General features: G+C 34.8%; 16 protein-coding genes. 7 read left to right on the top strand and 9 right to left on the bottom strand.

Going from position 1 to position 20,491, the window contains the following annotated elements; translation table 11 throughout:
• Nucleotides 1-8: 8 nt before the first annotated feature.
• The 4 genes from WC622_RS03840 to WC622_RS03825 all read left to right on the top strand — a co-directional run bounded on the left by WC622_RS03840 (nt 9) and on the right by WC622_RS03825 (nt 6,529).
• The gene (locus tag WC622_RS03840; RefSeq protein WP_372817465.1) at nt 9-1,118 is read left to right on the top strand and encodes an efflux RND transporter periplasmic adaptor subunit; all 1,110 of its coding nucleotides are present in this window, start codon (nt 9-11) and stop codon (nt 1,116-1,118) included.
• A gap of 94 nt (nt 1,119-1,212) precedes the next feature.
• On the top strand, nt 1,213-4,335 hold the full coding sequence (locus WC622_RS03835) for an efflux RND transporter permease subunit (RefSeq protein ID WP_372817463.1): 3,123 nt from the start codon (nt 1,213-1,215) through the stop codon (nt 4,333-4,335).
• A gap of 7 nt (nt 4,336-4,342) precedes the next feature.
• Nucleotides 4,343-5,653, top strand: a complete 1,311-nt coding sequence (locus WC622_RS03830; RefSeq protein WP_372817461.1) for a TolC family protein — start codon at nt 4,343-4,345, stop codon at nt 5,651-5,653.
• Between the two features lie 18 nt (nt 5,654-5,671).
• Entirely contained in the window at nt 5,672-6,529 is an 858-nt protein-coding gene (locus tag WC622_RS03825; protein ID WP_372817459.1) for an N-acetylglucosamine kinase, read from the top strand.
• A 122-nt stretch (nt 6,530-6,651) separates the two neighbouring features.
• On the opposite strand, the gene WC622_RS03820 is transcribed toward WC622_RS03825, so the two are convergent.
• From WC622_RS03820 to WC622_RS03800, 5 genes are all read right to left on the bottom strand, one after another.
• Entirely contained in the window at nt 6,652-6,846 is a 195-nt protein-coding gene (locus tag WC622_RS03820) for a hypothetical protein (protein WP_372817457.1), read from the bottom strand.
• Between the two features lie 3 nt (nt 6,847-6,849).
• Complete coding sequence (locus WC622_RS03815; protein ID WP_372817455.1) at nt 6,850-8,373, bottom strand: glycoside hydrolase family 10 protein; 1,524 nt, start codon at nt 8,371-8,373, stop codon at nt 6,850-6,852.
• A 121-nt stretch (nt 8,374-8,494) separates the two neighbouring features.
• Nucleotides 8,495-10,060, bottom strand: coding sequence for a M20/M25/M40 family metallo-hydrolase (locus WC622_RS03810; protein WP_372817453.1), 1,566 nt, complete (start codon nt 10,058-10,060; stop codon nt 8,495-8,497).
• A 788-nt stretch (nt 10,061-10,848) separates the two neighbouring features.
• Complete coding sequence (locus WC622_RS03805; protein WP_372817451.1) at nt 10,849-12,120, bottom strand: DUF1501 domain-containing protein; 1,272 nt, start codon at nt 12,118-12,120, stop codon at nt 10,849-10,851.
• 7 nt (nt 12,121-12,127) lie between these two features.
• Complete coding sequence (locus WC622_RS03800) at nt 12,128-14,098, bottom strand: DUF1800 domain-containing protein (RefSeq protein ID WP_372817449.1); 1,971 nt, start codon at nt 14,096-14,098, stop codon at nt 12,128-12,130.
• A gap of 266 nt (nt 14,099-14,364) precedes the next feature.
• On the opposite strand from WC622_RS03800, the gene WC622_RS03795 reads away from it, so the two are divergent.
• The 3 genes from WC622_RS03795 to WC622_RS03785 are packed head-to-tail and all read left to right on the top strand — an operon-like array spanning nt 14,365 to nt 16,526.
• On the top strand, nt 14,365-15,237 hold the full coding sequence (locus tag WC622_RS03795) for a hypothetical protein (protein ID WP_372817447.1): 873 nt from the start codon (nt 14,365-14,367) through the stop codon (nt 15,235-15,237).
• Between the two features lie 13 nt (nt 15,238-15,250).
• Nucleotides 15,251-15,661, top strand: coding sequence for a hypothetical protein (locus WC622_RS03790; protein ID WP_372817445.1), 411 nt, complete (start codon nt 15,251-15,253; stop codon nt 15,659-15,661).
• Nucleotides 15,662-15,683: 22 nt separating this feature from the next.
• A complete protein-coding gene (locus tag WC622_RS03785; protein ID WP_372817443.1) occupies nt 15,684-16,526 on the top strand; it encodes a DUF6263 family protein in 843 nt (280 codons plus the stop codon).
• A gap of 22 nt (nt 16,527-16,548) precedes the next feature.
• On the opposite strand, the gene WC622_RS03780 is transcribed toward WC622_RS03785, so the two are convergent.
• From WC622_RS03780 to WC622_RS03765, 4 genes are all read right to left on the bottom strand, one after another.
• A complete protein-coding gene (locus tag WC622_RS03780; RefSeq protein ID WP_372817441.1) occupies nt 16,549-18,006 on the bottom strand; it encodes a glycoside hydrolase family 30 beta sandwich domain-containing protein in 1,458 nt (485 codons plus the stop codon).
• 231 nt (nt 18,007-18,237) lie between these two features.
• Nucleotides 18,238-19,491 (bottom strand): MFS transporter, encoded by a 1,254-nt coding sequence (locus tag WC622_RS03775; RefSeq protein ID WP_372817439.1) that lies wholly within the window; start codon nt 19,489-19,491, stop codon nt 18,238-18,240.
• 4 nt (nt 19,492-19,495) lie between these two features.
• A complete protein-coding gene (locus WC622_RS03770; RefSeq protein WP_372817437.1) occupies nt 19,496-19,720 on the bottom strand; it encodes a hypothetical protein in 225 nt (74 codons plus the stop codon).
• 6 nt (nt 19,721-19,726) lie between these two features.
• The gene (locus WC622_RS03765) at nt 19,727-20,317 is read right to left on the bottom strand and encodes a TetR/AcrR family transcriptional regulator (protein ID WP_372817435.1); all 591 of its coding nucleotides are present in this window, start codon (nt 20,315-20,317) and stop codon (nt 19,727-19,729) included.
• Between the last annotated feature and the right edge of the window lie 174 nt (nt 20,318-20,491).

Below are 20,491 nucleotides of genomic sequence, written 5' to 3'. Positions count from 1 at the left end.
TATACTAGATGAAAATTAGATATATCATTTACACTCTTCTCGCTTTAGGGTTAGCTTACCTTGTTTACTATAGAATTTCTGAAAATAAAAAAATTGAAGGCACCGGTGGGCCAAAAGGTGCAAAAGGCGGCCCTGGAGGTGGTGGTGCTTCTTTATCAGTTGATGGTATTGTAGCTAAAGCAAGTTCTTTTACTAACGATTTAGAAATTACTGGTACAATAGAAGCAAACGAATCTGTTGTTTTACGCAGTGAGGTTTCTGGTTTGGTAACTGGCATTTATTTTAAAGAAGGAAGCACTGTGAGTAAAGGTGCTACTTTAGTAAAAATAAACGATAAAGATATTCAAGCACAATTACAAGATGCTTTAACGAAACAAAACTTATCGGCTACAAGCGAAAATAGAGCAAAACAATTGCTGCAAAAAGGAGCTATAAGTCAAGAAGAATATGATATAGCTCTTGCGAATTTAAGATCATTAAAAGCACAGGGGCAAATTGTACGAGCACAATTAGCTAAAACTACCATAGTGGCTCCTTTTAGTGGAAAAATAGGTTTGCGTTCTATTTCGGTTGGCGAATATCTAACCCCATCTACTGTAATTGCAAATTTATTAAGTACTAATCCTGTTAAGATTAATTTCTCGGTACCAGAAAAATACATTGGTCAAATTAAGTTAAACTCCGAAATTACTTTTACTACAGACGGATCTAACAAACGTTTTTCTGGAAAAGTGTTTGCAATAGAACCTGGTATTAATCAACAAACTCGCACTTTACAACTAAAAGCGTTAGCACCAAATCCGAACAATGAACTATTACCTGGTTCTTTTGCAAAGGTTAAACTAGCTTTAGCTATACAAGAAAATGTTATTTTAATACCAACCCAAGCAATTATTCCAGTTTTAAACGGAAAAATGGTGTATATCAGTAAAGATGGAAAAGCAAAGCAAGTTAAGGTAGAAGCTGGTACACGAACTGCTGATAACATTGTAATTACTTCTGGTTTAAATGTTGGCGATACCGTGCTGACGACTGGTGCTATGTCTTTAAAACCAGATGCAGCTGTGAAAGTTAAAATAGCAGGCAGTAAAGAAAAAGGTGCAAAACCAAAAGGTTAAAAGTTGGAACGTTGAAATATTGAAAAGTTCTGGATTCAAGTAAGGCACCAAAACATTTTAACATTAAAACTTAAAACATTACAACAATTAAAAAATGAGTATATCCACCACAAGTATAAAGCGACCGGTTCTTGCTATTGTAATGAACTTACTAATTCTCCTTTTTGGGGTAATTGGTTATACCTTTTTAGGGGTTCGAGAATACCCATCTATTGACCCTACAGTTGTTTCTGTGCGTACCTCTTATCCTGGTGCCAATTCAGATATTATCGAATCTCAAATTACCGAACCTTTAGAAAAATCTATCAACTCTATTGATGGAATTAGAAATATTTCATCTTCAAGTAATCAAGGAACAAGTAATATTACCATAGAATTTGATTTAGGTAAAAACATTGAAGAAGCGGCAAACGATGTTCGCGATAAAGTTTCTCAAGCTGCACGTAGTTTACCAAAAGATATAGATGGTTTACCCGTAGTGAGCAAAGCTGATGCAAATTCGGACAATATTCTCTCTATGACCATACAAAGTGATAAGAGAAGTGTAACGGATTTAAGTGATTTCGCAGAAAATGTAATTGCAGATAGAATTCAAACTATACCAGGCGTAAGTAGTGTGCAAATTCAAGGGCAACGTAAATATGCCATGCGTGTTCGTATAGATCCAAATCGGTTGGCTTCGTATGGTTTAACATCACAAGATATTGTAGCTGCGCTTGATAAAGAAAATGTAGAATTACCTTCAGGAAAATTAACAGGTGCTACAACAGAACTTACCGTAAAAACCTTAGGTAAATTAACTACTGCTGAAGAATTTAACAACCTGATTATTAAAAGCGACAGCAACAATGTGGTAAAACTACAAGATATTGCTTTGGTTGAATTGGGCTCTGAGAATGAAGAAACCGTACTTCGCGAATCGGGCAAACCAATGGTTGCTGTCGCAATTATTCCTCAACCTGGCGCAAACTATTTAGATATTAGTAAAGAGTTTTATAAACGCTACGATAAATTAAAGGCAGATATGCCAAGCGATATTAAATTAAATGTTTCGCTAGACAGTACTATTTTTATTCAGAAATCTATTACAGAGGTTGCTGAAACTATTTTACTATCGTTGCTTCTGGTTATTTTAATTATCTACCTGTTTTTTAGAGATTGGGCAATTGCGTTACGACCTTTAATTGATATTCCCGTATCCTTAGTAGCTACATTTTTTATCATGTACATTTTCGGGTATTCGATAAATGTATTGAGTTTATTGGCTATTGTATTGGCTACAGGTTTGGTAGTTGATGATGGTATTGTGGTTACCGAAAACATCTTTAAAAAAGTAGAAGAAGGCTACTCACCTATCGAAGCTGCAATTAAAGGTTCTAACGAGATTTTCTTTGCGGTTATTTCCATTTCGGTAACATTGGCTGCGGTATTTTTACCCGTAATTTTCTTACAAGGTTTTGTCGGGCGACTGTTTAGGGAGTTTGGGGTGGTAATTGGTGCCGCAGTATTAATCTCGGCATTTGTATCGTTAACCTTAACTCCAATGTTAAACGCTTACCTGATGAAGAAAGGCGGACATAAACCTTCTAAGTTTTACAATTTTACTGAGCCATATTTTGTAAAACTAAACGAGAGTTATAAATCTAATTTAAATGCATTTTTAAATAGAAGATGGTTAGCCATTCCAATTATTGTAGTATGTACGGGTTTAATTGTTCTTTTTTGGAATTTACTCCCTAAAGAAACTGCGCCCTACGATGATAGAAGCGCTATCAATGTAAACGTATCTACACCAGAAGGTTCTTCATTTGCTTACACGGATAAATTTATTTCTAAGCTGAACCAAATGGTAATTGACTCCATCCCAGAGAAAAAAGTAAACATTACCATTACATCTCCAGGGTTTGGTGGGGCTGGTGCTACTAACTCTGGTTTTATGAGAATGGGTTTGGTTGATCCTTCAGAAAGAGAAAGGAGTCAAAAAGAAATCGCTGATAAGCTAACTAAAATCACTAAAAAATATTCTGAAGGTAAAGTAACGGTTAACCAACAACCTACTATATCTGTGGGCAGACGTGGTGGTTTACCAATTAGTTACATTTTACAAGCGCAGAATTTCGAGAAGTTACGCGAAAAAGTGCCTTTGTTTATGGATGAAGTTTCTAAAGACCCTACGTTCTCTACTTCAGATGTTAACCTGAAATTTAATAAGCCAGAAATCAATTTAACTATTGATAGGGCTAAAGCGAAAAACTTAGGAGTTTCTATTGTAGATATTGCTCAAACACTTCAATTGGGGTTAAGTGGTCAGCGTTTTTCTTATTTCTTTATGAATGGAAAACAATATCAGGTAATAGGACAATTTGATGTAAGCGACCGTAAAGATCCTTTAGATTTAAGCTCTGTATATGTAAGAAATGATAAAGGGCAACTTATTCAGTTAGATAATTTGGTAACTGCGAAAGAAGAAAGTAGTCCGCCGCAATTGTATAGAAATAACCGTTTAATATCTGCCACTGTTTCAGCAGGCTTAGCACCGGGTAAAAGTATCGGCGATGGAATTAAAGCCATGGATGATATTGCTGCAAAAGTATTGGATGAAACATTTACTACAGATTTAAGCGGAGAATCAAGAGATTTTCAAGAAAGTTCATCAAACACGATGTTTGCTTTTGGTTTAGCATTGGTATTAGTTTATTTAATTCTTTCGGCACAATTTGAAAGTTTTAAAGATCCGATTATCATTATTTTAACAGTTCCAATGGCAGTTGCAGGCGCATTCTTATCCCTTTGGTTATGTGGTCAAAGCTGGAATATTTTCAGTCAGATTGGTACCATTATGTTGATTGGTTTGGTAACTAAAAACGGTATTTTAATTGTAGAGTTTGCCAATCAGTTAAAAGAGCAAGGCAAATCTGTACATGATGCCATTAGAGAAGGAGCTGTTTCGAGGTTAAGACCAATTTTAATGACCAGTTTAGCCATCGCTATTGGTGCATTACCTATTGCTATGGCTTTAGGTGCGGCAGCAAAAAGTCGTATGAGTATGGGTATTGTAATTGTTGGCGGAACCTTGTTCTCATTGGTTTTAACATTATTTGTAATTCCAGCTATCTATTCTTATTGGTCTAAAGAACATAAAGAGAATAAAGATTTAACAGATTCATTAAATTCAGCAATGGCTGATGAAGCTGCAGCAAAAAAATTAAACGACTAAGATGAAGATGAAGTACTTTATATTTTTTATTGCCATATGGGTTGCAAGCGCTAATCAACAGTTGTTTGCCCAAGAAAAATTGAGCCTTCAAGATGCAATTACCATAGCTTTGCAAAACAACTACGATATTAAATTAGTAAATAATGATGTTGCCATTGCTAAAAATAATGTGAATTTAGGTAACGCTGGTATATTGCCCGTTGCAGTAGGTACTTTTAGTACAGGCGGAAGTAGACAAAATACAGTTCAAACCCAATCTACTGGAACACAAAGAATAACAGACGGTGCTCGAAGCACAAATATGTCTTATGGCGTAGGTTTAGATTGGACAGTTTTTGATGGTTTTAGAATGTTCGCTAATTACGATCGGCTAAAAGCGTTAGAACAACAAGGGCAAATCAATCTTAAAGCCCAAGTACTAACTACTATTTCAAATGTAATTACAGGCTATTACAATTTGGCTAAGCAACAACAATTGGTTTTAGCATCAGATAGCGCTATGGATGTTTCTGATCTCCGTCTAAAAATTGCTAATAATAAATTAGAGCTTGGTCGTGGATCCAAATTAGATGTACTTTCTGCAAAAGTCGATTACAATACGGATACCTCAACCTATTTACAACAAAAAAATCTGTTGGTTACATATATGGTGAGCTTAAATCAATTACTGGCTAGAGATGTAAATATTAGGTTCTCAGTTAACGATCAAATAGATATCGATAAAAATTTAAATTATACCGAATTAGTTAGTCAAACGGAGCAGCTAAATCCAGATTTACAAAATGCGTTCATTAATAAGAAAATTGCTGAACTAAATTTAAAGCAAGTTAAGGCAGGAAGATACCCACAAGTAAGTTTAAATAGTGGATATGAATTTAATCGTAGTACCACGCCTACTGGTTTTAACACCAACCTTAGAGCTAATGGATTAACATATGGCTTAACGGCAAGCATTAATATATTTAATGGCTTTTTACAACGCCAAAACGAACGCAATGCGAAGATTGAAATTAGTTCATCTGAATTAACATTGACTAAAACTAAACAAGATATTATTGCTCAACTGACTTCGGCATATCAGAATTACAATACGTATTTAGAACTGGTTAAGCTAGAGCGTGGGAACGTCGATATTGCTAGGCAAAATTTAGATATTACTTTAGAAAAGTATCGTTTAGGAAGTATTGCTCCATTAGAACTTAGAGAAGCTCAAAGAAATGCTTTAGATGCAAATAGCAGGTATTTAGAAATACAATATCAAGCTAAATTGGCAGAAATTGCACTAAAAGAGCTAAGTGGAACTTTAAATATTCAATAAGATTACTATTTTTAGCTCATGATTTTAGTTGCAGATAGCGGTTCCTCCAAAACAGACTGGATGGCCTATAACCCAAACCATTCCATTAAGTTTAGCACACAGGGAATAAATCCTTATTTTGTGAATGCGCAAGATGTAGTTAAAATCCTTTCTAAGAACAAAGATATTTCTGCCTACGCAAATATGATGAAGGAAGTGTACTTTTTTGGCGCTGGCTGTTCATCTCCTGATAAACATGAAATCATTTCTAACGGACTTTCTACTTTTTTTCCAAAAGCATTTATTAGTGTAGATCATGATTTGATTGGTTCTGCTTATGCCACTTGTGGCGATAAAAAAGGACTAACCTGCATTTTGGGTACAGGTTCTAACATTTCATATTATGATGGCACGAATGTACACACTGGCAAACACGGGTTAGGTTATGTATTAGGTGATGAGGGTTCTGGAACTTATTTTGGCAGAAAAGTATTGGTTTCTTACCTCTATAAAACAATGCCCGAAGAATTAAGCAAGGCTTTTGCAAAGGCTTTTGTTAACGTGGATAAGGAAAGTGTAATCGCCAATATTTACCAAAAGCCATTCCCTAATTCTTATTTAGCAGCCTTTAGCCGATTTATGGCAGATCATAAAGAGCACCCTTTTATTCAGCGAATATTAAAAGATGGTTTTCAAGAGTTTATAGATACTAATGTTAAAGACTACAAAGCATACAAAAGCTTAGAATGTAATTTTGTGGGCTCTATTGCTTTTTATTATCAAGATGAATTGAGAGCTGTTTTTGCAGAGAATAATATTAAAGTTGGCAAAATATTACAAAAACCAATTGAAGGGATTTTTGAATATATTCTTAAAAAAGAAGGAATTACTGCTTAATACTGTTGAATTCATTTTTAGTTCGTCCTACCCAACTTGATTGGGTATCGTAATGCTGTTAAAAAGCAACTAATGCATTAAGATTCCCGCTTTCGCGGGAATGACGTAAGATGGAAAGGCTTTCACTTTTCGTCAATCTCATAATCTTTAAAACTCCAATTTCCTTTATCATCTTTCTCATAAGTTACCTTATAATTTGAGGAAGGTGGAATGGTAAAATGAAAACTCAACTTTTGTTCTGCCGCATCTTTTGGAATAAAATGTTCCATAATCGAATTAGCGGTGGCTTCAATTTGTTCCTTAGAATGTTTTTTCATTTTTTAAAACTCTTTTCCTATTGTAAATTCATGAAACTTACTTTCATTCCCTGTTCTATCCACAGCAGTAACTCCAAATGCAGTAAGCAAAAGTTTATCCTTACTTGTCGCCGTTTTACGAATTGCCGCTAACACATCTAAACTAGTGTCATTACGATTCATAATGCGATAATTCCATTTATCACCATATTTATAATAAACAACCCATTTAAATACATCGCTTTTTTGAGGATGATTCCATTTAATTTGCCATAGTGAATCTTTTTGCGAACTAGTTACAGTAGGCATCTTAGGTGCTTTTTTATCTAACCATTTACTAGCGGGCACTATGGCTTCTTTTTGATAAGGCCCTTCTAATAAACCTTTTCTTAGTTTTTCGTGTTTTACTAATCCAGCAATACTCCAATGTAATGCTCCTTTACTAGTTGGCACCATACCTCTGGTAATCATAATTTGATTAATCACTTCATCCACATTCTTGTCATCTCCACCCAAACCAACATTCATTCCTGGCCATAAATGTCTACCTTTTGTATTTTCAGATTGCCACCAACCCAATAGCACAGGAAAACTTACTTTTTGCGCATTCACTGTCCAATATAATTGCGGACTAAAATAATCTAACCACCCTTTATTTAACCATAATTTAGCATCCGCATATAGTTTATCATATTGGTCAAGCCCTTCAATAGATTCAGGATAACCTGGTCGCCAAATACCAAATGGACTAATGCCAAATTTTACATATTTCTTTTCTGCTTTAATCTCTTTGTAAATACGCTTTATAAAATTATTTACGCTTTCTCTTCTCCAATCGCCTTTTGATAATTTACCTCCACTTTGTTTATAAGCTGCCCAGCTTTGGTCATCAGGAAAATCGGCACCGCCATTGTATGAGTCATAAGGATAAAAATAATCATCAATATGAACACCATCAATATCGTAACGTTTCACAATGTCTCTTACAACCGCAGCCGAATGGTCTTGAACTTCTTTTTTAGAAGGATCCATCCAGTATTGGCCATCTTTTAATTTAACCACTAATTCTGGTCTCGATTTTACAATTGAAGTTGCACTTTCTTCGCCTCCAGATAAATGGTGAGCACGATATGGATTTAACCATACATGTAATTCTAGCCCGCGATCATGTGCTGCTTCTACCCAAAATTGTAATGGATCGTAATAAGGTTCAGGCGCTTTACCTTGTTCGCCTGTTAAAAAATACGACCATGGTTCTAAGTCGCTTTTATATAAGGCATCTGCCTGAGGTCTGATTTGTAGAATAGCCGCATTGAAATTCAAGCTCTTCAATAAATCTAGCAATACGATGGCTTCTTTCTGTTGTTCAACAGTAGTTAAACCTGGTTTGCTAGGCCAATTGATATTTGCTACCGTTGCAATCCAAGCCGCTCTAAATTCTCGGATTGGTTTTGGTGGTTGATTTTTTAGTTCATTATTTTTTTGACCTAAACAAAGTTGAAAGCATAATAAAGCTAATGAAACAAGGAGTGTAGATTTTTTAAGCATGGGCTTGATTGAATAAGAATACTGCTAAAACAAATTTGTCATTCTGAAGAAGGATGAATCTAGTTTAATGCTCAAAATAGATTCCTCGTTTCCTCGGAATGACAAAAATTATATACTAAAATTAGTTTAACCCACCTTTACGGTTTGCCTTAACTGGTGCTGGCCAAGTTCCTGGTTGTCCAGTACGTTGGTTAACTGGCATAGGCGCTTTCTCAGTAGATGTTTTTTCAGGATCTTCGCAAGCCATGTACACTAAAATTGCAGCTAAAATTGCGTTACTTCTAACTTCGTCAAATACGACTTTATCGTAGGTATCACGATTGGTGTGCCAAGTATAGCTGAAATAATCCCAAGGCAAGGCGCCCAAAGAAATTCCCAATGCTCCAGCTGCAACAAATGATGCATTATCAGAACCACCACCACTTGGTGAACCTGGAAAACTTGTTTTGATTTGATTTTTAATGGTATCAGGAACTGCAGCTAACCATCTTGGTAAAAAGTCTTTTGCTTTTGCAAAACCTTGACCAGAAATGCTTACTACTCTTCCAGTACCGTTATCTTGGTTAAATAAAGCTTGTAAATTGTTTACAATTTCTGGGTGATCTTCTACAAAAGCTCTTGAACCATTTAAACCTTGTTCTTCGCTACTCCAGTGGCCAACTAAAATTGTTCTTTTAGGATTTGGATAGAATTTTTTCAATAAGCGCATCGCTTCCATCATCATGATAGTTCCAGTTCCGTTGTCTGTTGCACCGCTAGAAGCATCCCATGAATCAAAGTGAGCAGATAACATTACGTACTCATTCGGTTTTTCTGTACCTTTTATTTCTGCTATGGTATTAAATGTTGGTACTACACCTAATTCTTTAGATTCAGATTCTATTCTAAGCATCGGTTTATTGCCGCTTTCTGCTAAACGAAATACTAACCCATAATCTTCTACAGATAAATCTACCGTAGGAATTTTAGTAGTGTTTGCACCAAATACTTTATCTACTCCCCAACCTGCACTCCAGTTATTAATAATAATGCCAGCAGCGCCTGCTTTTTCTATTGCTAAAGCTAAATTTTTAGCATTTAAACCCGTTTTAGCTAATCTATCTCTCCATGCTTTTGCAGCTTCTTCTTTATCTTTTTTAAATTTCGCTAAACCGTCTTTTGTTGAGAAATCTTCAAAGTTTTTATCTGGTCTACCAGAAATTTGAGCTTGAGATATTAATACCAATTTGCCTTTTACTTTTGGCAACCAGTTTACAAAAGCCATTGAATCTGTTACTAATGGCAATACTATTGCTTCTGCATTAATTGGTTTTCCTTTAACTGTAGACGGACTCCAAGCTAATTGAGTACCTTCTAAAGTTCTTAATCTTGGGCTTGTTAAATCAATGTGGGTAATTCCTCTTTCCCAACCACGCCATTCGCCCCATTTTTCAGTTTTGGCAGAAATTCCCCAGTCGCTATATTTTTTAACAGCCCAATCACCTGCTTGTTTCATTTGTGGCGTTCCAACTAATCTTGGGCCAACAACATCAAATAGTTCGTGAGCTAATTTTTCTAATTGCGAGTTTTCAGTTGCTTCTTTGGTAACATTTGCTACAAAAGCTTCCTTAGTTTGAGCAAAAGTCAAACTGCTGCTCAGCATTGCTGCTACAAATAGTAACAATTTAGATTTTTGGGTAGTTTTCATTTTATAAGTTTTGTTAGTTTATTTCCTGTTTGAAAGATAAGAATTGCTAGAGTTTTAAGCAACAATCATCAAATAAGTTACAGGATAATTTTTTTTAGAATTAATTTTGAAAACAGTGGGACAGTTTATAGCTTTTACATCCCCTCCTTTTTCTCTTGTACCAAAAAAAAGGTATTCGCTACACTAAGGTTTATACTACACCAGCAGTGGTTCTTTTGTAAGACCCATACTTGTAATTTTATCAGTGAAGCTACTATTGCTTTAATCGGATTAATGTACGGTTAGTAAAGAATTAAGCATTGCATGCGATACAAAGCCAATTGTATGTGATACATCGACCATTGTATGTGATACAAAGCTAATTGTATGTTATATTTTAGTCATTGTATGTCATACATTGACTATTGCATACTAAACATACACCATTGTATGCGACACAAAGCCAATTGTATGCTATACAATGGTCATTGTATAGCATACAATTGGCATTATTGCTAATAATAAATTAGCGGAAACTGCTTTTTTACCTATATTAGGCATATATGGATTTTGCGAATCTCTATAAATCCTCCCAAAATTTGTCAAAAGTTGTCAAAACACCCAAAAATTGTCAAAAGTTGTCAAATTAGCCAAAAACAATTTTGCTAAAACTTTAAGATTACTCACATTAGGTTATTGTTTTTTGGTGTTCGTGAACTTTCTACTTTCGGTTGCTTCGCAACTCGCAATGACGAATAAAACAAAAAAGGCTCGTGAAACACGAGCCATCTAATATCATATTAAGTTTATTAAACACCTCTCATCACGCCAATCTGTTTTCCAGACCAATCAGGGAATAGTACTTTATCATTATGAATACCTAAATGTTTATCAGCTACTTCGCTAAACACAGCTCTAAAATCAGTTGTTACTGCTAAGTCTCTACCATCTTCTAAGTTCTCTTTAGCCAATGGATTCATTAATCCGTGAACCAATCCGCCATTTACACTATTTCCTAAAATGAAATTACAAGAACCACGACCATGATCTGTTCCTCCAGTCCCATTTTGAGCAACAGTACGTCCAAACTCTGTCATCGTCATTACCGTAACTTCGTCTTGATATTTACCCATGTCTGTCCAAAAGGCCATGATACTATTGCTTAAATCATTTACATTACGAGCAAAAATTCCAGTATCTGTCCCTTGATTAAAGTGTGTATCCCAACCACCTGATTCTGCAAAAGCAACTTCCATACCTACATCCATTTTAATTAATTGGGCAATTTGTTTTAATGAATTACCTAATGCAGTAGCTGGATAAACAGCATTATATTCTGGTTTATAATCTCTAACATTTGTTTTTTGCAATAATTTAATCGCATCGAAACTTTCTTTACCCGTATTTTTTAGCAAGCCAGATGAGGTTTGATCGTACAAATCTTCAAAGCTTTTAGAAGCCATATTTGCACCTGCTTGATTACCTCTTAATTGAATATTAAAATCTGCTAAATTACTAATGGCAACTGCTGGATTATCACCATAAAATGATCTTGGTAAAGATGAAGTTAAACTCACTGCTTGTAGAGGAGTTGCTGCTTCATGACCTAACAAACCAACCGCACGATTTAACCAACCACTTGCTGTGCCTTTATTAAAAGGTGTTCCAGATTCCATAAAATCTTGTGCATCAAAGTGAGATCGCGTATTATTTGGCGACCCAATACCATGCACAATTGCCATACGCTTTTCGCGGAACATAGGTTCAAAAGCACTCATTGATGGATGTAAACCAAATCTACCATCTAAATCAATTAATGATTTTTCTTTTCCGCCTTGCGCTGCAGACATGAATAAGTTTGGTCGAACTGCTTTTAAATATTGATCGGTAAAAGGTGTTACCGCCATCAGTCCATCCATTGCACCTCTTTGAAAGATGCAAACCATTATTTTTTTCTTTTTAAATAAACCTGGCGCTACAGTGCCTGCAACAGCATCAGCTAAAAATCCTGGTATACCGCCTAAGCTTATTCCAAATAAGGCTAAGCCGCCAGCTTTGATAAATCCTCTTCTTGAAGTCATGATAAATTTATTTACGTTGAAATTCTGGTGATCCGATTATAACTCCTACAACTTGAGCAAGCATTGTATTATTGCCTGCCTTCTGTGCTGGTGTGCTATTAAATAAAGCCTTTTTACCCTTTAACTTTTCTTTATCAGTGCTTTGCTCTATCATATTAGCATCTTCATTTGCCATCGTATTTGCTTGTTGTGGCGGTGCTGTTTGTGCTGCGGCCTTTGCAACATTACCTTCTAAATTTGGATCATTCAGCATAGGTTTTAATCGTGCAATCGTCTCGTCCAACTTTCTTTCAGGCATCATCATTTTACTATAAATTAATAATGCAGCTTCTGCACTTTCTGGCTCGTGATTATTATTCATTGCTGCCAAATTAAAGGTAACACCAGGAATACGTTGTGAAGCTAATGCCAAACCAAAATTCATTCGATTTAATAATGAACCTGTATTTATCCAATATTGACCTCTGTCTGGAAAACCAGTTGGAGCTTGGTAATAATACATTTGTTGGCCCATTTTATTAATCCATGTATACAATTGATAAGGCTGATTTATTTTTGCATCTAAGCTTCTCACTGCGCTTATGGCAAGTTCAAAAGGTGACTTTGTTTTTTCTCTTAGCGCATTTGCCGACCAAAATTCTGGTGCGCTAACCATCGTAATTAATACGCTTCTAATATTCCCGTTACTACTTAAAAATGTTTTTGCCATTTTATCTATTAAGCTTTGTGGTGGATTATCACTTACAAAACGTGTGGCAATTTTTTTAGAAATAAACTTAGCTGTAGATGTATGATGAGCTAACATTTGTAATAAAGCTACCCCTTCTTCATAACCTCCACCAACAGGGAATGTTTTTCCTAAAACTGTTTTTTCTCCATTATCGTGACGGTTCATTACAAAAAGAAAGTCTCCTTCGTGTACAAAGCCGCGTTTTTTAAGGTTATCATCACCTACCTTTTCTATTATTTTTTTCATTGGTGCACCATAACCATTATCGCCCATTGGCGCTATAGTCCAACCAGTTAATATTCTAGCAGCCTGAGTAACATCACTTTGTGTATAACCCCCATCTACACCTAGCGTATGTAATTCCATTACTTCACGGGCGTAATTTTCATTTAAGCCTGATTTTTTATTTTTAATTTGAGGGATTTTAGCTTTAGCAACTTGTGCTGCAAATTTACCTTTACGTTTTTGTTGACCAGCCATCATCATATCTTCCCCATATTCATTTGCAGGGATATTAGTGCCTGTACTACTGAAATTGTCTAAATACATCAGCATTGCTGGAGATTTAGCTGTGCTTAACACTAAGTTCTCAAAATCTCCAAAAACATTAGGGCGTATAACATCGCGTTCGTATGCAGGGATATAAGAGGCACATTGATTTTTGCTTAAGGCCACATTAAAATGATTGAACCAGAAATCAGTCATCAACTCTCTTAATTGATTGTGTGTATAAGCAGCTCTTAGTATTTTTTGGTTGATAAACTGTCTATATAATTCCTGTTGAGGCTTAATGCCTTTTTCTCTCATATAGTTAGCTAATGTTGCCCTATACTCTTTACCGTTGGCTTTGTTAACCGAGTCTTTATGAATATACCCATCTCTTACCGCAAACCTAACAACCTGAGCATTTCTTGGAAAAACATTTTCCACCTCTGTATTGGTCAAATTTATTGCATCAAACTTCTCAAGCATTCGGTTTAAGGCAGTGTCTTCTAAAGTTCCATCTAGCTGTTGCTTCAACCATTTCTCTAAGCCAATTTTCGTTACTAATTCTACATCGCCTTCTTTTGCTCCATAGGTAAAACGGCTTAATAAATGTGCTGCTGCTTGTTGCTCTGTTAAGCCAGCCTTTTTATAAGGTAAGGAAATTTGTTCTTTTTGTTGTGAAGTTCTTACAAAAGAAGAAAGTACTAAAGCACAAATAAATGCCAAGCTGCATTTATAAAAATTGTGAATATTTTTTTTCATATCAATGACAATTACAATGCTATGACAACGGAAATTAAATAAGGATTAATATAAGAATCAAAAAAGCGAATAATATTTTAGTAGAAGTCAATTTTAAAAGAAAACATGCTTGTTCAAATATTTGTCATCTAAACACTTAAATAATTTTTGTTGTTAAAAAAAACATTATTTGTTATAACTTTTATTTACTTTGTATAAGTTAACTATATTTTTTGTTCGGTTAACTTAAATAATGCTCAAAATACCTACTTAATGCTCAAAAATTCATGAATAAGGCAATTAGAATAAATCATCTATTAAAAATCGGTTTTCTTTTTGCACTAATTGTTTATATGCTTTACCCTAAAGTTACATATGCTCAAAATAGTTTTGAAACCGAACTACAAAAGAAAATGGATTCTTTAATTAAAGAAAAAGGTCCATTATTAATCGGTCAAACTATGTTACCAAACAATGGAATACAAAGCCTTATGACCCCTTCTGCTTGGGGTAGCACTGGAACCTATTTATTTGGTGTAGTAGGAAGTGTTTATCCTTCAGCATATAGTAAAAGACCAGATTTAATATCTGCTGCAGGAATTACTTTTGGCAATCCTGCAAAAAGTGTTAATGTTTCTGCGAGTGTAAATATTACAAGGGTTACAGAATTACGCGATCTTTCTCTTAATTTGGTTATAAACAGACAAATATTTAAGGCGAGTAGTATTTCTGTGGGTGGGGTTCAACTCTTTGCCAATTCTACTGTATCAGACTCGCCCGATGGGACTTATTACATTGCTTTTAGTCATGCTGTACAAACAGTGCGCTCTAAGACTGCTGGTTATTCTGCTTTAGGTTATACCATTGGATTTGGTACTGGGCGCTTTTTATATAAGAGCCCTTATGATATAGCAGCTGGTAAAGGCAAATATGGCACTGGAGTTTTTGCAAATATTTCATATGAGGTTTTTAAACAAATAAATATCAATGCCGAATGGTCAGGATTAAATTTAGGTTTCTCTACAGGTGTGAGGCCAATAAAAAATTCCGCACTTACACTTGGTTTGGGAGTTTATAATTTAACCAAATATTCAGGCGATAAACCATCTATGCTTGCAACATTATCTTATCCAATTTCTTTAAGTAAAAAAATACAATAAAAACATATAACTAATGAAAAAGCTAATTTTTATTTTGCTGTTAATTGTAGCAGCCTTTAGTGTAAAAAACGCAAGTGCGCAAAATGGTGTAAATAATAACTCCGATTGGAAAGTGCCATTGCCGACACCGTCAATTCCGAAAACGACACCTACTGCAACACCAACAGCGGCACCAATTATAGTGCCAGCGGCACCAACTATGCCAACTATGCCAGGGGTCCCAGTAAATACAGTAGCAACGAATACAGTTGTACCTACTATTCCGGCTACACCTGCAGCTCCGCCAGCGCCTACTCCTGCTGCAACCGCCGCAGCTGCTGCGACGCCAGTTACTGCAACGGTTATTACATTACCATCACTTCCAATTTTACCACCAGTTCCACCAATTCCACCGCTTCCAGAATTAAGATTAATTAATCCTTAAGGCAAAAATTAACGCCAACTCCATGAATAACGATCATAATTCAATTTTAAAAATTGTCCTCCTCTTTTCATTTCTTTTGATGTCCGTTACTATCCAGGCACAAGAGAAACATCGTGTCTTTACACTTAATGTAGGAAATGAATTTCAAAAAGAGATTCTATCAAATTCCAAAGCTGTGGTTCAACGCGGAAATCAAACTTTAACGGTTAATACCACTTCTTCGCTTACTAAATCATATAAAGTAGTAAATGCGAATGATAAAGGTTATAATTTAAACGTAACCATTAAAAAAATGGATAATTTAATTGATGCACTTGGCAAACAGTTTCATTATAATTCAGAAGCTAAAGGAGATAGTACTTCTAAAATTGAAAAGGCATTAAATTTTATGTTAAATAAACCTGTTGATGTTGCTATTGATAAATATGGTGTTATTTTATCTTCAACAGAATATAAAAGTGAGTTAGCTACAGATACTTTAGTTTCATTTGCAGGTATACAAATGGAAGCATTTGAAAAAGGAACTTTATTAGGGTTATTAGCAGATATAAACGTTAATAGCACCTTTAAAAAAGGCCACACTTGGACTGATTCTGTTCAAATTAATAAGCAGAAATTAGTTACAAAGTTTTGGATAGAAGATATTAACCAAAAAAATACCATTATTAAATTTAGCAGTACTATAGTTACTCCTTTGCTAAATAGCAATTCTAATGGCACTTATATTCTAGAAAACAATACGGGCTTAATTGCTGAAAAATTAGTGTATACAGTTTCTACTGGATATCAAATCTCCACAGGAGGAGTCGCTTATGCTGTTTCTAGATCTACAAGTCTATCCGAAAAGATTAAGCAACTACGCTGAACATAGTTGCTTAATAAACAATTTATTTTATAATTAATGTACTTATTGAATGCGGTAAACTTTCTGTTTCTGCTGCATTTCCTTGTATCCATAATTGATAGGGCAATTTCTGATCTGTGTTATTCATTACCACTACAACTATAGAGCCATCTGGATTTTGGAATGCTGTGCTAATTAGCATTGAACGGCTTGGAGAACTAATAATTCTTTTCGCCCCCGGCTTAATAAATTTAGAGAAATGACCAATGTAGTAATACGAATTGGTATACATTAATTTTCCTGTTTTAACATTTGCATGAATTGGTGCAAAGCAGAAGTTGCCTACGTGATTAGGTCCCCCATTTTCATCTAAAAGAATATTCCAATCTGTCCATGCCGCAGTACCTGCATTAAAATCGTTTATCATAGAAAATCCATAACGTTCGCCCAACGACCAATCGTTAATTCTATCTAAACTAAATTTCTCTACACATCCTTCTGTAAAAATTAATTGTTTTGTAGGAAAAGCCTCATGTACTCTTTTTAAATTTTCGAAATTTTGACTACTTCCTGTCCAAGTTTCATACCAATGGAAGCCAATTCCCCAAATGTATTTAGCAGTTTGTGGGTCATTTAACAAAGTTGAAGCTCTTTGATAAATCAAATCACGATTATGATCCCACCCAATTAGTTTTTTATTGGCCATGTTATTTTTTTGTAAGGTTGGGCCTAGAAAGTTTTTGATAAAATCTCTTTCTTCTTCTGCTGTATATAAACAAGATTCCCATTTTTGGGTTGCCATTGGTTCATTTTGAACGGTTAGGCCCCAAATAGGCATGCCTTCTTTTTCGTAAGCCTGAATAAATTTTACATAATAATTAGCCCAAGATTGATTGTAAGCTGGTAATAAAGAACCACCTTTTAACATGCTGTTATTGGTTTTCATCCACGCTGGTGGACTCCATGGACTTACAAATAGATTAATTTTTCCTCCAGCAGTTGCTATGGCTTGTTTAATTAAAGGAATTTTAAACTTACGATCGTGATCAATGTTAAATGTTTTTAAAGCTTTATCATTCTCAGCAACATAGGTATAGCTCCCACTAGAAAAATCGCAACTATTTATATTTGTACGAGCAATAGTATAACCAATTCCTTTCTTTTTATCGTAATAGGCAGTTAAAAGTTCTTGTTGTGCAGCCTTTGGCATTTTCGCAAAAACTTCTGCAGAAGCATCTGTAATCGCTCCTCCAATTCCGATAAAGGTTTGAAAAGTTTTAGTAGGATCTACAAAAACCAATGTTTGTGTTTCTACAGGTTGCTTTAAGCTTTTAAAAGATAGTGTTCCTGTTTCTTCCATCGGCTTATCTGAACCTTTAACAGTTGAATACACGATTACTTTTTTGGTTGAGAAAGAAGTTTTAACTTTTTGCTGGGCAAATGACGTTACAGTAGTAAAAATCAGAGCAGCCAGTAATATAATTTGTTTGGACTTGTTCATTTGTATCTAAAATTTGGTTTGATAGAATTGATTTGCAATTTCCTCATTTTAAAGGCGCAAACCAATAGCTAAGCTGGCTGTAAACTTATAATTTTACGCAAAGGTTTGCCTAATCACTTAAAACCAATTAATTTGCTATTTGAGTAGTGGATTTGTAGTGGCTGCTTGATTTTGATTTCTTTTTAAATGATTGTGAGTTATTGTCTCCAATCAATATGGTTACTAATTATACTATAGTTCTACAACTGTAGGATTAGATTTAACCGCTTTTTCCGTAACCATTTTACTTACTCTAGATAACAAGAAAATACTGATCATGGAGATTATTACAATTACATAGCCTACAATATTATAATTTTCTAATGGACTAGATGTGGTTTTTTGTACTACAATCATTCCGGCAATTGCAGCAGCTACACCACCAGCTATTTGTTGCAATGATGCGTTGATACTCATAAAAGCACCACGGTCTTCCATTTCTGGTATTGCACTTGTTAATGCTGATGAAGGGATCATTCTGCTCATCACACCCATCATCATTAAAATATTAAGAATAACTACAATCCAAAATGGCGTAACAGAAAGATTTGTATAGAGTACGCACATTCCCATCATCCATATAGTGGCAAAAGCAAATATTTTAAACTTACTAATCTTATCGCTCAAGCGACCAACAATTGGCATAATTACTAATGAGCTTAAACCAGAAATGGTAAATAACATAACCAACTGATCGTTAGAAATCTTCAAATTGTTAATAGCGAAAGCACTGCCGAATGGCATCATCATAAAACCACCAATAGACAATAATGCGGTAGAAGTAAAACCAATACGATGTTTACGTTTTTTAATAGTATGCCACAAATGCAATACTGCAGATTTATCTTTTTGAATAGCTAAATGTGCCGTAATCGGTTTTAATTGAATTAAGATTAGAATAGCAATCAGAACAGCCAATGAAGCTACCATTAAAAAAGGCGCTTCCCATCCCCAAAAACTCGCTAAATATAGCCCAATTGGTACACCTAAAACCTGACTAGCACCGAAACCCATTTGCACAAAACCCATCACTCTACCACGTTGTTGTAAGCTAAATAAATCGGTAATAATTGCCATAGAGATCGAGCCAATTACACCTCCAAATAAGCCAGTAATAATTCTGGCAGCAACCAACTCAGCATATGTATGTGCTAAACCACAAAAAAATGTTCCGGCAATAAAGCCAAAGTAAAAGAACATTAGTAATTTCTTTCGATCAAAACGATCGGCAAAACCTGCAGTAAGCAAACCAGAGATACCAGCACTAAAAGCATAGGCGGAAACTGCAAAACCAAATGCTTTTGGTTGTAATGACATTGATTTCATTAAAATATCCCCCAATGGCGACATCACCATAAAATCTAATATTACAGTAAATTGTGTAACCGCTAAAAGAAAAATCACGACTTTTTGATATCCCGTGAAAGGAATAACTTCTTGTTTCATTTATTTAAGTTAATTCACAGCAAAAGTGACCATGATTAGTAATAAGTTCTATAATTTGTTGGTGATTTAAAGTGTATGATATTACTCTTAATACACAATCTTGATCATCTAAAGCGACATTCCACTGCTCAATGCCTTCATAACCATTTAAAATAGTTTGCAGTTTGGCCTTACATTCTTCGGTTTTAATGTCAGTTTTAAATAATAGAATATGATCAAAATTTCCCATACCGAATTAATTTTTTAAAGCCTTAATGACTAAATTAAAAGTTTGCCATAATACCCCATCTGTCATTTTAAAAGGCTTTCCACCAACACTTTGTCCTTCATTATCAAACCGTACTAAAGAGTAAAGCGGTGCATAAGCAACAGACCAAAATACTTCCAATGGCATTGCATTAATCTCGCCGTTTTTCACTACATTATCCATAAACTGCCCTATAACTAGTTTAAATTTCTGCATGTAGTTATCCAAAAACCGGCTTTGATAAGTTGAGTTACGTAGTTGTTCAAAAAATGAAATCGTATATGGGTTTTCGAGCATGTAGGCATAACGATTTTGCCATTGTACTCGCATTCCTTCTTCAAAAGAAACTGTTGGATCAAAATTTTTAATCATCGCATCGCCCATCGCATCACCTTCTTCTTTAGCAATACTGATAATTAGATCGTCTTTGTCTTTGTAATAAATGTAAAGAGTTGCTACAGAAATTCCACAGGCTTTAGCAAGTTTATTCATACTAAAACCTTCAAAACCATCTTTTACAATGCTTTTAATAGCCATTTTTTTAACTAAGCTGACTTTATCTTCATCTCTAGTTCTCATGGCGCAAATATAAATGAATATTCATTCATTTATAGATTTATTTCATTCTTTTGTCCTCCTACAGGAAATCAATATTAACTACCTATTAAAAAATATAAATTGCTTAACTTTCTCATTGCATTGCAATTGTCTTTTTACAACAATATAAATGCAATGATGTATTTTCAATTAAAA

This window comes from Pedobacter sp. (assembly GCF_041662865.1).
Classification (GTDB): Bacteria; Bacteroidota; Bacteroidia; order Sphingobacteriales; family Sphingobacteriaceae; genus Pedobacter.
Note: the sequence above shows the minus strand (reverse complement) of the source record. Positions and strands in the feature narration are given on the sequence as shown.